The 14,188-nt window shown below is 46.2% G+C and carries 13 protein-coding genes; 10 read left to right on the top strand and 3 right to left on the bottom strand.

The genetic code is table 11. The features are described from left to right. Nucleotides 1-5: 5 nt before the first annotated feature. The gene (locus AC6I8L_RS16640; protein WP_072226472.1) at nucleotides 6-776 is read right to left on the bottom strand and encodes an AraC family transcriptional regulator; all 771 of its coding nucleotides are present in this window, start codon (nucleotides 774-776) and stop codon (nucleotides 6-8) included. Nucleotides 777-861: 85 nt separating this feature from the next. On the opposite strand from AC6I8L_RS16640, the gene AC6I8L_RS16635 reads away from it, so the two are divergent. From AC6I8L_RS16635 to AC6I8L_RS16610, 6 genes are all read left to right on the top strand, one after another. Further along, nucleotides 862-2,067 (top strand): MFS transporter, encoded by a 1,206-nt coding sequence (locus AC6I8L_RS16635; protein ID WP_072226474.1) that lies wholly within the window; start codon nucleotides 862-864, stop codon nucleotides 2,065-2,067. 123 nt (nucleotides 2,068-2,190) lie between these two features. Continuing rightward, nucleotides 2,191-3,396: an MFS transporter gene (locus AC6I8L_RS16630; protein ID WP_058959219.1), complete on the top strand. Its 1,206-nt coding sequence runs from the start codon at nucleotides 2,191-2,193 to the stop codon at nucleotides 3,394-3,396. Between the two features lie 373 nt (nucleotides 3,397-3,769). Next, the gene (locus AC6I8L_RS16625; protein ID WP_058959220.1) at nucleotides 3,770-4,465 is read left to right on the top strand and encodes a helix-turn-helix transcriptional regulator; all 696 of its coding nucleotides are present in this window, start codon (nucleotides 3,770-3,772) and stop codon (nucleotides 4,463-4,465) included. After that, nucleotides 4,465-4,854, top strand: a complete 390-nt coding sequence (locus tag AC6I8L_RS16620) for a RidA family protein (RefSeq protein WP_058959221.1) — start codon at nucleotides 4,465-4,467, stop codon at nucleotides 4,852-4,854. Before AC6I8L_RS16625 ends, AC6I8L_RS16620 begins: the two co-directional genes overlap by 1 nt. A gap of 175 nt (nucleotides 4,855-5,029) precedes the next feature. Beyond that, on the top strand, nucleotides 5,030-6,493 hold the full coding sequence (locus AC6I8L_RS16615) for a Na+/H+ antiporter NhaC family protein (protein WP_058959222.1): 1,464 nt from the start codon (nucleotides 5,030-5,032) through the stop codon (nucleotides 6,491-6,493). 11 nt (nucleotides 6,494-6,504) lie between these two features. Next, nucleotides 6,505-7,686 (top strand): MalY/PatB family protein, encoded by a 1,182-nt coding sequence (locus AC6I8L_RS16610; protein WP_058959223.1) that lies wholly within the window; start codon nucleotides 6,505-6,507, stop codon nucleotides 7,684-7,686. Nucleotides 7,687-7,777: 91 nt separating this feature from the next. On the opposite strand, the gene AC6I8L_RS16605 is transcribed toward AC6I8L_RS16610, so the two are convergent. Together AC6I8L_RS16605 and AC6I8L_RS16600 are read right to left on the bottom strand one after the other, a co-directional pair. After that, entirely contained in the window at nucleotides 7,778-8,485 is a 708-nt protein-coding gene (locus AC6I8L_RS16605; RefSeq protein WP_167347089.1) for a siderophore-interacting protein, read from the bottom strand. 12 nt (nucleotides 8,486-8,497) lie between these two features. Beyond that, a complete protein-coding gene (locus AC6I8L_RS16600) occupies nucleotides 8,498-9,205 on the bottom strand; it encodes a GntR family transcriptional regulator (protein WP_058959225.1) in 708 nt (235 codons plus the stop codon). Between the two features lie 202 nt (nucleotides 9,206-9,407). Between AC6I8L_RS16600 and AC6I8L_RS16595 the strand changes: the two genes are divergently transcribed. From AC6I8L_RS16595 to AC6I8L_RS16580, 4 genes are all read left to right on the top strand, one after another. Continuing rightward, nucleotides 9,408-10,238 (top strand): alpha/beta fold hydrolase, encoded by an 831-nt coding sequence (locus tag AC6I8L_RS16595; protein ID WP_058959226.1) that lies wholly within the window; start codon nucleotides 9,408-9,410, stop codon nucleotides 10,236-10,238. Nucleotides 10,239-10,480: 242 nt separating this feature from the next. Beyond that, complete coding sequence (locus AC6I8L_RS16590; RefSeq protein WP_058959227.1) at nucleotides 10,481-11,557, top strand: substrate-binding domain-containing protein; 1,077 nt, start codon at nucleotides 10,481-10,483, stop codon at nucleotides 11,555-11,557. Nucleotides 11,558-11,577: 20 nt separating this feature from the next. Then, nucleotides 11,578-13,182: a sugar ABC transporter ATP-binding protein gene (locus tag AC6I8L_RS16585; protein WP_058959228.1), complete on the top strand. Its 1,605-nt coding sequence runs from the start codon at nucleotides 11,578-11,580 to the stop codon at nucleotides 13,180-13,182. Further along, nucleotides 13,179-14,165 (top strand): ABC transporter permease, encoded by a 987-nt coding sequence (locus AC6I8L_RS16580; RefSeq protein ID WP_082678089.1) that lies wholly within the window; start codon nucleotides 13,179-13,181, stop codon nucleotides 14,163-14,165. Before AC6I8L_RS16585 ends, AC6I8L_RS16580 begins: the two co-directional genes overlap by 4 nt. The last annotated feature ends 23 nt before the right edge of the window (nucleotides 14,166-14,188 follow it).

The following is a 14,188-nucleotide window of genomic DNA, read 5'->3' as shown; positions in this document are numbered from 1 at the left end:
TTCATTTAACCAAAATAGCGCGAAGGCGTGGTGCCAAACATAGAGCGGAAGGACGCGATAAAACTCGATGAAGATTCGTAACCGGCTTCCAGTGCTACCCGGGTAACGTTTTCACCATAAGCGAGCCTTTCAACGGCATACAGCATTCGATGGCGAAGCCGCCATGCACCAAATGACATGTGAGTATCTCGCGTGAACAGACGTTCAATCGTTCGACCGCTGGCACCAGCCTCCCTTGCCAGTTCATGTAATGTGGAGCGGTTGCCTGGGTCGCGCTTAAGAATCTCTACCACACGCAGGGCTCGCTCATCTGTAGGCATCATAAGATCAAGGGGGGAATTACTCAGCAATCTGATCTGATCAATCAACACATCTGCCAGACGTGACTCAGGCGATTCTGGTTTGTAATCCCATGGATGATTAGCGCAGGCGGATATCAGTTCACGTACTAAAGGCGAAACCTCAACAACCCGGCAGCGTTCTGAGTCAGGGAACGGATTGATTTCAGGTTTTATATACAAGATGCTGATGTGCGATGGTCGCTTAACCGTTAATGCATGTTTTGTGCCGCCACTGATCCACAAAGCTCGACTGGTAGGCAGTATCCACTCTCCTTCAGACGTCACCATATGTACCACCCCACGAGTAGCAAAAATCAGTTGATGACGCTGATGGCTATGCAAATCGCTGGTATAAGGCGCCGAACTTTCCGACTGGCCAACAACTGCGGACTCTGCATCATCTGGGTTTTTAACAATGTGGCGTGTTATCGACATATTTGGTCATTATAGATGAATCACACCAATGCATCCATGAGTATCATACTTACACGAAAGAATTTTAATCATGGGTAATTAAATTATGAGTCAGTCAGATGTTTCATGGAACGGCCAGAAGTCGGCCGTTTCATCCAGAGCTGAGCAAAAGCAGCTTAATTTAAGCAGAGCGAAGTGGTCAACGCGTATAGCATTTTTCATCGCGGGATTTGGCCTCTCATGCTGGGCACCTTTGGTTCCGTTTGCGCAGCAACGTATTAATGCAGACTCAGCGATGCTGGGTACGGTTTTACTTTGTCTGGGGTTAGGCGCTGTAATTGGCATGCCTACTGCAGGTGGACTTGCAGGAAAAATCGGCAGTAAAAAGATCATTATTGCAGGAGCGCTGGGCCTGATTATTGCGTTGCCATTGCTGGCGCATGTTTCGACCCCGTTGACCCTGGGACTGACTTTACTGCTGTTCGGATGCTCAATCGGTGCGATTGACGTAGCTGCCAATATCCATGGCACTGAAGTGCAAAATGCAGCTGGCAAGCCTTTAATGTCTGGCTTCCATGGATTTTACAGTATTGGTGGCTTGGCGGGCGCGAGCTTCGTCACCCTCCTGATTGCTACAGGCCTGCATATCGTCTTTGCGGCAGCAATGGCGGCAGCACTGATCCTTGTATGTATATCACTCGCTGCACGTGGATTCCTGAATACCCGTTCAGAAGAAGAACATCCGTTGTTCGTCATTCCACGCGGTAAGGTGGTTGCAATTGGCGTGCTGGCAATGATCATCTTCCTGGCGGAGGGTGCGATGCTGGACTGGGGCGCAATTTTGCTGATTCAGGTTAAGCAGGTCGCGGCGAATGTTTCAGGTATCGGATATGTGGTATTCGCGATAGCAATGGCTCTAAGCCGCTTTGTTGGTGACCGCATCGTTACACTGCTTGGCGAGAAAACTATGCTTCTGTCAGGTGTTCTTATCACTGCTGCAGGCATTTTCCTCACCGCTGAAGTGCAGTCCTTCTATGCAGTACTCGCTTCGATGGCTCTGGCCGGATTTGCTGCAGGTAACGTTGTGCCGGTGCTGTTCTCTCTTGCAGGCAGACAAAAATCTATGCCAGCTTCGCTTGCCATTGCATCAGCCAGTATCCTGGGATATCTGGGCGTATTAATGGGGCCAGCGCTGATTGGTTATGCCGCGCATTTTACGGGGCTCAAGTTGGCATTCGTATTGCTTGGAGCAATTGTATTAGTCGCGGTGAATCTGGTGTTTGCGATCATGTCCAAGAAAGGGTCCGACTAACGGTATGCCGCGGGCAACATTTTATAAGTCATTACAGCCAGATAAAGGCCCGGCATGTGCCGGGCTTTCTGCGTTTTATTTTTCGGAAATCAGGGTTCAGATAATATTTTTCGGGGTTAAAAAATGAGTTACAACAAGTCTGTCACGGCAAAATCATTGGCTTTGCCTCGCACATCATTTGGTGTATTGGGTGCTATTAGCGCTGCCCACCTTCTTAACGACATGATCCAGTCGCTGATTCTGGCGCTTTACCCGTTGCTACAACCAGAATTCTCACTGAGCTTTGTGCAAATTGGATTGATCACTTTAACTTTTCAGGTGACATCATCTTTATTCCAGCCACTAATTGGGATGTTTACCGATAAACATCCGCAGCCACGTTCACTGCCGGTGGGTATGGGTTTCACTTTACTGGGCTTAGTGATGCTGGCTTTGGCTGAGTCGTACCCGGCGCTGTTGATTGCCGCAGCATTAGTGGGAACAGGATCATCTGTTTTCCATCCTGAATCCTCTCGTGTGGCCAGAATGGCGTCGGGCGGCAGGCACGGGCTGGCACAATCGCTTTTCCAGGTTGGTGGTAACCTGGGAAGTGCTTTAGGTCCACTGCTGGCAGCGGTGGTTGTCGCCCCTTATGGAAGAGGACATGTCGCATGGTTTGTGCTGGCCGCCATGCTGGCGATAGTTATTCTGTTACAGGTGAGCCGCTGGTACGCTGCACAGCATGCAGCTGCATCTAAGTCGATAACAGCTCGGGCTGTGTCCTCTCTTCCACGTAGAAAAGTGATCATCGGCATCAGCGTACTACTGGTACTGATCTTTTCTAAATTTGTTTATACAGCCAGCCTCAGCAGTTACTACACATTTTATCTAATCGAGAAATTTGGACTGCCTGTTCAGAGCGCACAGCTATATCTATTTGCTTTTCTTTTCGCCGCTGCTGCAGGAACGGTCATCGGCGGGCCGATTGGTGATCGCTTTGGACGTAAAAAAGTTATCTGGTGTTCAATCCTGGGAACTGCTCCATTCAGCCTGGCATTACCCTGGCTGAACCTCGAAATGACATGTCTTTTTTCCATCATTATCGGTCTGGTACTGTCTTCTGCGTTTTCGGCAATTCTGGTATTTGCACAGGAACTGGTGCCGGGACGGATTGGAATGATCTCCGGCTTGTTCTTCGGCTTCGCTTTCGGCATGGGCGGCTTAGGCGCAGCAGGCCTTGGCGTCGTGGCTGATTACGCTGGCATTGCTACTGTTTTCAAAATCTGCGCCTTCCTGCCCCTGGTTGGGCTTATGGCTATCTTCTTGCCCGCTAAAACAGAGCTCGCGTAATTGTTGGATAAATTGGAGGGTACCTGATGGTGCCCTTTTTCCCTCCGGCGTACCTTTTCGAGGTTCCCCAACAAAGCTCTTCCCAACGCTCTTTGTTATTTCTCACTGTGCCCACTTCATTCGTCAACCCTGTAAATCAGTCCGACGCCTTATCCCAAGGTGAACAAAAGGGGAATTTTTGACATAGACAAAGTAAACAAAAGTCCACTTTTGAAACGATAAGTTTTTAACCAAAATTATACAACTTATTGATTTTAATTCCTTTATTAAAAATGATGTGATTGGTGTCATAAGTTTTAAGTATGTTTATGTTGCTTTTTTGTGTGTTATTTATAATCCATAAAATCAAATAAAATCCATTTTATGGTTATTTATGAATATTGATGACAACGAGATACAGCGCAGTATGGCTTTTACCGAAAAGGATCATGAACACATGACATCCTACTTTCGGCTTGCTGACATGGTCGCAGACCTTATTGGATCTCACTGTGAAGTGGTATTGCACTCATTTGAAAGTCTTGATGCTTCGGTGGTGAAGATCGTAAATGGGCACCATACCAATCGTGAGGTGGGCTCGCCGATCACTGATATGGGTTTGAAAATGCTTAGGCAGTTTAATCAGACGGGTGAGGTGAATTCTCGCAGCTATTTCACGCGCAACAGAGAAGGTAAATTACTTAAATCGACAACTTGTGTAGTAGCAGGTGAAAGTCAAAAACCTATCGGTCTTTTTTGTGTGAACATTAACGTTTCAGTTCCCTTTCCTGAACTGGTTAAAACGTTAATGCCTGACCATATACTCAATGGATTACTACCTGAAAATTTCAGTTCAAATCCTCAAGAGCTAATTAATGAATCAACCTGCAGAGCGATAAGTGAGGTTGATAATGATCAAAGAATTAATAAAAAATTGCGTACTCGCGCTATTGTTTACAATCTCTATGAAAGCGGAATATTTGAACTTAAAGAATCGGCAAATATTGTGGCAGAGAAGTTAAGTATTTCAAAAAATGCAGTTTATAAATACCTGCGTGAATTTAAACTTAATAACAGTGAGAACACATAATGAATCAAAAAGAAGCTATTGCCACCTCAAATGCTCCTGAAGCTATAGGTCCCTATTCGCAGGGGATTATGTTCGGTGATCTGGTATTTACTTCAGGGCAACTACCACTGGTACCTGAAACCATGCTGTTCCCGGAAGGTGGTATCAAAGAACAGACAATACAATCGCTTGAAAACGTCAAAGCAGTCCTTGAAAAGAGTGGAGCATCGCTTAGTACCGTGATTAAAACTACGTGTTTTCTTGCTGATATAGCTGACTTCGCTGAATTCAATGAGGTATATAGTTCGTACTTTTCAGGCTCAGCAGCGCCCGCCAGGTCGTGTATAGAAGCTGCTAAATTGCCGAAAAGTGCAAAGGTTGAGATCGAGGTTATCGCTTATAAAAAGTAGCGATTATCAATTCATATCAACATTATGAGTATTTCAAAAATGTAATTCATTACCTGGAACTGGCATGAAGCCGCCATGAATAATCATCAAAAAAACAATGCATATATTGGTGTTACGACCGCTTATGTCTCATTGATTTGGACATATTAACCTACTCAAATGAAGGGCCAAGACGATGGAAATAGCAGAGGATATAAAGGCGCAGCCTAAAAAACAGCCATCACTGAATTTCGCGTTGATGACTATCGTAGTATTGATCTTATTCATTGTGGCATCAATGAGTTTACTCGGCATTCCTATTGTAACGACATTGTTTTTCTCATGGCTTATTCTGGTCCCTTTTGCGTGGAAGTTAGGTTATTCCCCTAAAGAGATTGAGAAAGACGTATATGAAATGATTAAAGTCGGTGCAGGATTATTTGCCCTGTTGTTGGCTATTGGTTGCATGATAGCCGTCTGGATCAGTGCGGGTACGGTCCCAACACTCATTTACTGGGGTTTAGAATTAATTTCTCCTAAATATTTTCTGGTAGTTGCTTTCCTGATCTCCATGCTCATTTCTCTGCCACTGGGTACAAACTGGGGAACCGTCAGTACGGTTGGTGTCGCTATGATGGGGATTGGCATGGGAATGGGTATTTCACCAGGCATTGTTGCCGGGGCAGTCGTATCAGGCTCATGTGTAGGAAATCTGGTTTCGCCAGTGGCAGATACGCCGCTGCTGACTTCCACTATCGCTGGCGTGCCATTAATGAAACATTTAAAACACATGGTAAGCGTTGCGGTTCCTGGCGTTATCATATCGGCAGCACTGTACACAGTTGTAGGTTTCTATTTTTCTGATGCTTCAATGGATGTTCAGGCAACCAATAACATGCTGTCGTCACTTGCGAGTACCTTCAATATCGGCTGGATTACACTTATCCCTCTGGCTGTTGTTATTGGTTTACTGGCCTGTAAACAATCGGCTGTAGCCGCAATCATGGTTGGCTGTTTCGTCGGATCGTTTATATCCGTGTTCTACCAAGGCCATTCATTTTCTGAGGTCGGTAATTTTCTCGCAACCGGTGTCAGCATCGAAACAGGCAATAAATTTCTTGATCCCATCCTCAACCGCGGTGGCATTTCCAGCATGCTGGAGTTGATAGGCGTTGTTGTTGCTGCATTAGGTATGGGTGGCATTCTCAAAGGCAGCGGTATCCTGGGAAAAATCATTGATTCGATGAGCAACGTAATTCATTCACGCGTCGGGTTAATTACGTCAACATTTGCCGGATGTGCGGTGTGTTCGTCTCTTGTAGCAGCTAATTATTTTTCAATGATTATGAATGCCACTCTAATGGCACCTTTATATAAAAAATTTCGTTACCGCCCAGAAAACGCCTCACGTGCAGTCAGTAACTTCACTGATTGTTTGAGCATGATGGTGCCGTGGAGCCTGAACGGTACGTTTATCGCTGCAACGTTGGGTGTCCCGCTTATCGCTATTATCCCGTTCATGTTCTTCAACATCACCATGATTGTGCTTGAGCTGGTTTATGGCTTATGCGGCATAAGTCTTAATAAATATTCAGATGAAGAATTTGAAGAAGTTAATGATCAGCAGGGAAGCAGCCTAAAAGAGATTTCACATAGTTAAGAGGAATGAGCATGAGCAGTAATTTTGATGAGGTTATCGACCGCCGGAATACATCCGCTTATAAATTGCGAGATTGTAAAGACAGCAATACTGTTGCGCTGGGTCTGGCTGATATGGATTTTCGTACAGCCGAACCTGTTGTTAAGGCGGTCACAAACGCCGCAAACTTTAGCCTTTATGGATATGTGCAGCCAGCTGGTGATTATTTCGATTCTTTTATCGAGTGGTCTAAGAAGCATTATCGCTGGGATATCGAGCGCGAATGGATTAGCTATACACCAGGCGTGATTGCTGGAATTGGTGGTGCCGTGCGGGTGCTAACGGAACCTGGCGATGAAGTGATCTTTCAAACGCCTGCGTTTTCGTTGTTTACCGAACTTACCGTTTCTAACGGAAGAGTTCCAGCGCATAACCCAATGTTATACCGCGATGGGAAATACAGCATTGATTTCGACGATCTGGAAGTCAAAGCTCAATCCCCCCGGGCGAAAATGCTTATATTATGCAATCCACATAATCCAACCTGTCGGGTGCTCACAGAAGATGAGCTGCTTCGTATAGGCGAAATTTGTCTTAGAAATAATATAGTTATTGTTTCCGACGAAGTTCATTGCGACATGATATTTGGCAACAGGAAGCACATAAGTATCGCCTCATTAAGTGACGCATTACTGCAAAACACGATAACCTGCATGTCTCCAACCAAAACTTTCAACATGGCGGGTCTGCAGATCTCGGTTAATGTGATTGCGAATCCCGAACTCAGAAAGAAGTTTGAACTGGACTGCTTGTCGCGCGACAGTAAACGGCCCAATATTTTTGGCATGATTGGTTTTGCGGCAGCCTACAAAGAAGGCCATCAGTGGCTGGATGAAGTGCGCACCTATATCAGAAGCAACATTGATTTTGCCGAATGTTATCTACAGGAACATGCGCCTTTATTGAAGATGATTGACTGCGAAGGCACTTATCTGATGTGGATTGACTGTTCTGCTTTAGGGCTGAAAGGCAAGGCACTGGGCGATTTCTTCATAAACGAGGCCAATGTCCTGGTGGTTTCCGGAAACGGTTTTGTCGACAATGCCGATGCGTTTATCAGACTTAATCCGGCCTGCCCGCGTAGCGTTTTGACCGAGGGGTTAAAGCGGATCTGTGCAGCTGTGAAGGGAAAAATGAACCAGATTCAGGGTTAATGCAAAGAGAAACATAACAAAAACAGCACTGGCCCGATGATCTTGGGGGCAGTGCTGTTGGGTTTATGGTTTAAAAGCAAATGATGCGAGATTACTCAGCGTTATCACGGTGATCAGCTTCACCTGATTTCCAGTAAGCCGTAATAGTAGTGTCTTTCCTGCTTCGGCCAAATGTCTGAAAAAGATGTTTTCGCAGCGGGATGACCACACTGTGCTCTCCAGCTCCCCAAACATGATCAGGGCTGTTGTTCTGAATCCAGGATGTAACCTGAGCTGCCAAATCCTCATCACCTTTGAGCCAATTCAGCGATAAAGCAGCGAGGGTATGAGGCGGAGCATAAGAGGCCTCTGTCTCTTTCACAATGAAAACCTGAACAGTGACGTTTTCGTCTAACGCTTCGATGATCCCAAAAATTCCCGGTATTGCCGTTTCATCGCCAAACAAGAGCAATGACTGGATGCCTTTTAAAGCGATACCTTCACGAGGACCAGCGATTCTGATGATATCGCCTTCCTTAGCAGATCGGCTCCAGCTGGCCGCTGGGCCTTCACCGTGTTGAACAAAGTCCAGAACCAACTCATTGATTACAGGACAAATACGTCGAATAGTATAGGCGCGCCCCGGTCCTTCAGGTTCATTAGGTGGAGTAAAAAATACTTTTACCCATGCCGCCGGTAGCGCTTCTGCGAATGCTGCAACAGATTCACCGGTAAGACAGATGCGTTTCATACGCGGGTTAATATCGCTCACGTGGCTGACATGTACCGCTCGGAGCTGTCGGGTTTGCTGTTTATCCATGTTCAACATCTTTTAATGAGTGATTCGTCTGCCAATACCAGAAGGCGCTGTAACGTTTAAAACGTTTAGCATCACGTCCCGGGTTTGGTTAAGGTGTTCAGTGAGGATAGATACTGCACCTTCTGCATCACCATCAAGTATGGCCTGGAGCAGTTCGTTATGGTCTGTATTGCGCTCCCCCTGGTCAGGAACAACCGGTAGCAGGACGCGCTGATAAATCAGGTAAGCTTCTGCGAGTTGTTTAATCATGAGGAACAGCCATTTACTGCCACAGTTCTCCATCATGATAAAGTTGAAATCCTCATGTCGGCTATGCCAGTCGGGATTGAGCTTGTCCGGGCTTTCGGGCAGTGTTTGCGGTGTGTGAATCAGACGATGATTGGAAGCGATTAGACGTCCCTGCCACTCAATGTCACCGGAAGCAATTGCCTTACGCAGCGCAATACTTTCAAACGTGACCCTTTGCTCAGTGAGATCGATAAGCTCGTCCTGATAAAGGCCTCGCACGCTGAATCCCTGCTGCGGAGCCACCTCTACCAAAAGTTCTCCGGTCAATCTGTTTAGTGCTTCACGCACCACATTAAGACTAACGTCAAAGCGACCAGCGAGTTCAGAGATTTTGAGTTTCCTACCCGGAACGAGCTGTCCCGTGAGTATCAACTCCCGTAGAGATGCATAAATCGTCTCGTTTAACGATTTTCCTTCTTTTGAGCTTTTCATAATCCCTCTCCAGGAATGTTCATTATTTTCATGAGCTTGAAAACAGTTTGAACGATTTTGATTACATAATAGCACAGCATCTGTAAGAAGGATATTCATACGAAATATCTATGATGTCACAAAAAATCCATTTTCTTCTTCATAAATCATTTTTGTTGCGTATTATTGATTTCAGACCCACATGAGCACGCCAGGAGTTTTTATGTACGTGACAGTGAAGAAGTCCTCATTTGAATTTGAAGGAATAGAAGCAGGCTACTATTACGCTGATATTGGCAAGGGTTCAGCAGGCAGAAAAACATTATTACTCATACATGGTTCAGGACCTGGAGCATCCAGTTTGGGTAACTGGGGACGTATTCTCGAACCATTAGGCGAGAATTTTAATGTATACGCTCTTGATCTTATTGGCTTCGGCATTAGCAATCGTAAAGCTGAAAAACCCTATTTCGATTTTGAGATGTGGATTCGACAGGCTAAAGCCATGATCGATGTCATCGGTGTAAATGAAATAGGATTAATTGGTCATTCAATTTCTGCTGCTATTGCGCTGAATGTTGCCGCAAGCGACTCCCGCGTTAAGGCGGTATTGACGACTGGCGCGATTGGTGCACCTTTTAAAGCGTCTGAAGCAACGCAGCGAATCTGGCGCTGCCCAAAAAATCGCGATGAACTCATTTCTACACTTAGTACTCTTATCCACGATAAATCAGTTATCGATAATGACTACATAAGCGCGCGGGAACCCGTTGTGTTCCAGGAAGGATATGCAGAATATTTTGATGAAATGTTCACCGGTGAACCGCAACAGTATGTTGAAAAAACGACTCTTAGTAAAGAGACGCTCTCAGCGATTAAATGCCCGGTGATCATGTTACATGGCCGTGAAGATATTCCTTTTCCTGCAAGTAGCTCTGAGATACTTGCAAAAAATATCAGATATGCTGATTTACAGATTCTGAATAATTGCTCTCACTCAGTGGTGTTGGAAAGGAATGATGCTTTTATGGCTGCAGTGAAACAACTTTTTTAATTCACTGCATCTTGAAGCAGGAGGTTATAACGGCATCGGACGCCTTTATTTAAATCAATTAATAACAAGTATCTTTCAATTGGAAGATGATTGACTTGTTATGTCTGTAAGAAAGGCGAATTTTGCTTTTAACAGAATCGATAAAAGTTCTGGTTGGATATTAAGTCATTCTTTCATTACACAGGTTTTTTCTCCAGAAGTTAATAACCTGGCCTTTATAAGTATTGAACGAGGGAATTAAAATGAGCTGGCTTTCGAGATTCAATAAAAAAGCGTTACCGTTAAAGTCTTCCTGTTTACTGGCATCAATTATTTTTAGTTTTGCAGCACATGCAGAAGAAGATCGTCTGGTTGGAATAATTCCTGAAATGAAAGCGGAGAAGCCCTTTAAACTGGGTGTCACCGTAGTTCATCTTAACGATGATTTTTATAAAGGGATTATTTACGGTATTACTGACGAAGCCAAACGTACTGGTGTCGATGTCGTCCAGGTATCGGTTGCTGGAGCCTACGGCAATGTCCGTGAACAGTTTGCCCAACTCGAAGCGTTTAAGAGCATGGGTACTGATGTAGCCGTTCTGGCACCGGCGGCATTTAATGGGTTTGATCCTATTATCAAGTCATTGAAGTCCAGTGGCATGAAAGTGGCCGCTGTAGGCATTCCCGTGAACAGTAAGAACATTGATTTCGGGGTGCTACAGGATGATACCCACATCGGCAGTCTGATGGCGGATGCAGTTTGTAAATCGCCAGAGAAATCTAAAAATGTGGCTATGATTCCCGGCCCCGCAGGGGCTGAGTGGGTTCGATTGCGTTATGAAGGTTTCAAAGCAGAAGCTAAGAAGTGCGCTACTCCAGTTGAATTAGTTGAAACGGGTTTTGGCGGTAATATCGATCTTCAGGAAGGGTTAACCAAGGCTTCTGATCTACTGTTGCGCAACCCAAATATCAATTTTATTTATACACCGCAAATAACACTGGGCATGGGGGCCGCGCAGGCGGTGCGCCAGCAAAACCGTCAGGCGCCGGTAGTGAGCTCCGCGATGGTTAAGAGTGCGGCGCCTATGATCATAGACGGAAGATTACTGGCCGTAGTGTCTGAGCCGGGCATCATTATGGGACGCCTGATCGTGCAGTACGCTATACGGGCAATGGAAAATAAACCGATGCCTGACCTAGCAGCTCCTGGAACAGACGGTCTCAACTATCCCCACTTCAATGTTCCCAACAAAGTCATTGATAAATCCAATGTCTCGACACATCCCTTTGAGACATATGAAATTGTTCCTGAAGATTGGAAAATTCCGTCGATGCAATAGCACGTTTTGAGGAGTTCATCATGCAGAAGATTCAGGCGGATATTGCATCAGAGAGCAACGCGCCATCACCACTGTTGCGAGTTAGTGGATTAAGTAAGCGTTTCGGTGCAACGCAGGCGCTGAAAAATGTCTCGATTCAGTTTCAGGCGGGTGAAATACATTGTGTTTTAGGTGAAAACGGTGCGGGGAAATCAACGATCGGCAAAATCATCAGCGGGCTGTATTCAGCTGATGAAGGCGTTATCTGGTATGCCGATGAGCAAGTTTCATTTAGCAGTTCCCGCGAAGCCCGTCATGCGGGCGTAGTGATGGTTTATCAGGAATTATCTCTCGCGCCGAGCTTGTCAGTTCGGGCCAACCTGTGGTTGGGTTCTGAGAACGGGAAGACTCTGCTTTCCCTGACCCGCAGGCAGGTAGAAACGAAAAGAGTGCGTGAAGTACTTTCCCAGCTGGGCCTGGATGAGCTGGATATTGAACGTCCGGTTAGTGCATACCCGGTTGCTATTCAGCAGCTCATTGAGATCGGTAAGTCTCTCATGTCCCATCCACGCGTCATTATCTTTGACGAGCCCACAGCTATGCTTGGCGCGGTGGAAAAAGAAAACTTTTTTAACGTACTGAGAAGATTACGTACTGCTGGTATCGCCTCTGTGCTGGTTACACATCACATTGATGACGTTGTTGCAGTAAGCGATCGTGTCACCATTATGCGTAATGGCCAGGTCGTTGATGCATTTCCGATGAACAGTGATATCACCGGCGACTTAATTGTGACGCGTTTAACCGGCAAGAAGCCGGAAAACCTTTTTATTCATGGAAGAGGATGCAACACCTATGCACCTCTTATTGATATCGAAAATGTACCTAAAGCCAGTGGCGGTCGTGGGGTATTCACTATCGGGCGGGGAGAGATTGTCGGCATCTACGGGGTAGTCGGCTGTGGTGGAGACGTTTTGCTGCAGCAGCTGGTTGGTTTCATACCCGGTAAGGCGCATGACGGCATTTCCTTCCGGATGGAAGGTCAGCGCTGGAAGCCGAGCGGTGTCTCTGAAGCCTTACGTCACGGGGTCGCGTGGCTTCCTGCAGGCAGAGCGAGCAATTGCGTTTATGCGTCGTTGACCATCAGTGAAAATCTCATGATAACGCAGCTCAAACAATATACCCGCTGCGGCATGTTAAATACGCGTCAGACTGAGATGAAATCGGATGAGCTATTGAAGCAATCCGGCGTCAAGTATGGCAGTAAGCAGGATCTGCTAACCAGCCTCAGCGGGGGTAATCAGCAGAAGGTTCTGCTCACCAGAGCCATGGCATGTGCCCAAAAAATTCTGGTGCTGGAAGAGCCCACGGCAGGAGTAGATATTGATGCGAAGCATGAAATTCATCAACGAATTCGTGCGCTTGCGTCATCAGGTGTTTCTGTGTTGATGCTTTCAAGTGACCTGGCCGAAACCATGATGTTAAGCGATACAGTGTGGACCATGTTTCACGGCAGCATTGTAAAAACTTACTCTGCCCCGGATGAAAATGACAAAGCTTCCATAATTGCAGATGTCGTGGGCCAGAAAGAAACCGAGGTTACAACCCGCTTTCATTCAGAGAATGAACAGGAGTTTGTGTCATGACTACAAGCAAAGAAATGGGCTTTATATCTACAGAAAAGATGATGAAAAATAGATATTTTTCACTTTCTGACTGGATGCTTCCTCTCCTGGTGGTGTTGACTGCGGCAGTCGCTGGCTTCATCCAGCCGCGCTTCTTTACCGTGAGTAATGCGGTCAATCTTGCATGCCAGCTGGCGCCTTTATTGATTATTTCGCTTGGTCAGGCTGTGGCAGTAATAAGAGGTGGTCTCGATCTCTCTTTATCGTCAGCGATGTCTCTTGCCGGTGTCGCGGGTATCATGATCATGAATCAGTACGGAATAGCAGCAGGTTTACTGGCCATGTTGATTACCGGAACGATGACCGGAGCGGTATCGGGTTTTATTATCGCTTTCTTCAAAACGTCCCCTTTGGTGATAACACTTGGCATGCTCTCGGTGGCGCAAGCTATCGCGCTGATTTTATCGGGTGGTGTGCCGATTTATGATGTTCCTGCTGCCTATGTTCAGGCAGTTGGCTACGACACATTATTAGGCCTGCCAATGTTGGTATGGATAGCGGTCGCGCTAACGGTAATGGTCGCGGTGTTGCTGAAATTTACGCTGTTTGGCCGCTATGTATATGCAATCGGATCGAACGTGTCGGCGGCATCAAAATCAGGCATTAACGTGCGCTTCGTAACAGTCTTGGTTTACATGGTGAGCGGATTCTGTGCCGGTACTGGCGCAATTGTGCTTACTGCCTGGACAAGTTCAGCGCAGCCTATCGCAGCAGCTAACCTGACATTGCAATCACTTGCAGCAGTGGTATTAGGCGGCGTCGCGCTTGCTGGCGGGGCAGGCAATATCAGGCAGGTAATCACCGGTGTCGTGGTTCTCACGCTATTGTCGAATGTAATGAACATGATTGGTGTATCGGCCTATTACCAGACACTTGCGGTAGGAATAGTCATCATTCTGGCTGTAGTCCTTGACCGCTTACGTCGCCGGGGCACAGAAAATTAATTAGTGTTTTGATGGTAATTTTC

The organism is Type-E symbiont of Plautia stali, from assembly GCF_059731115.1.
The sequence above is the reverse complement of the archived record's forward strand: the minus strand, read 5'-3'. Positions and strand labels throughout refer to the sequence as shown.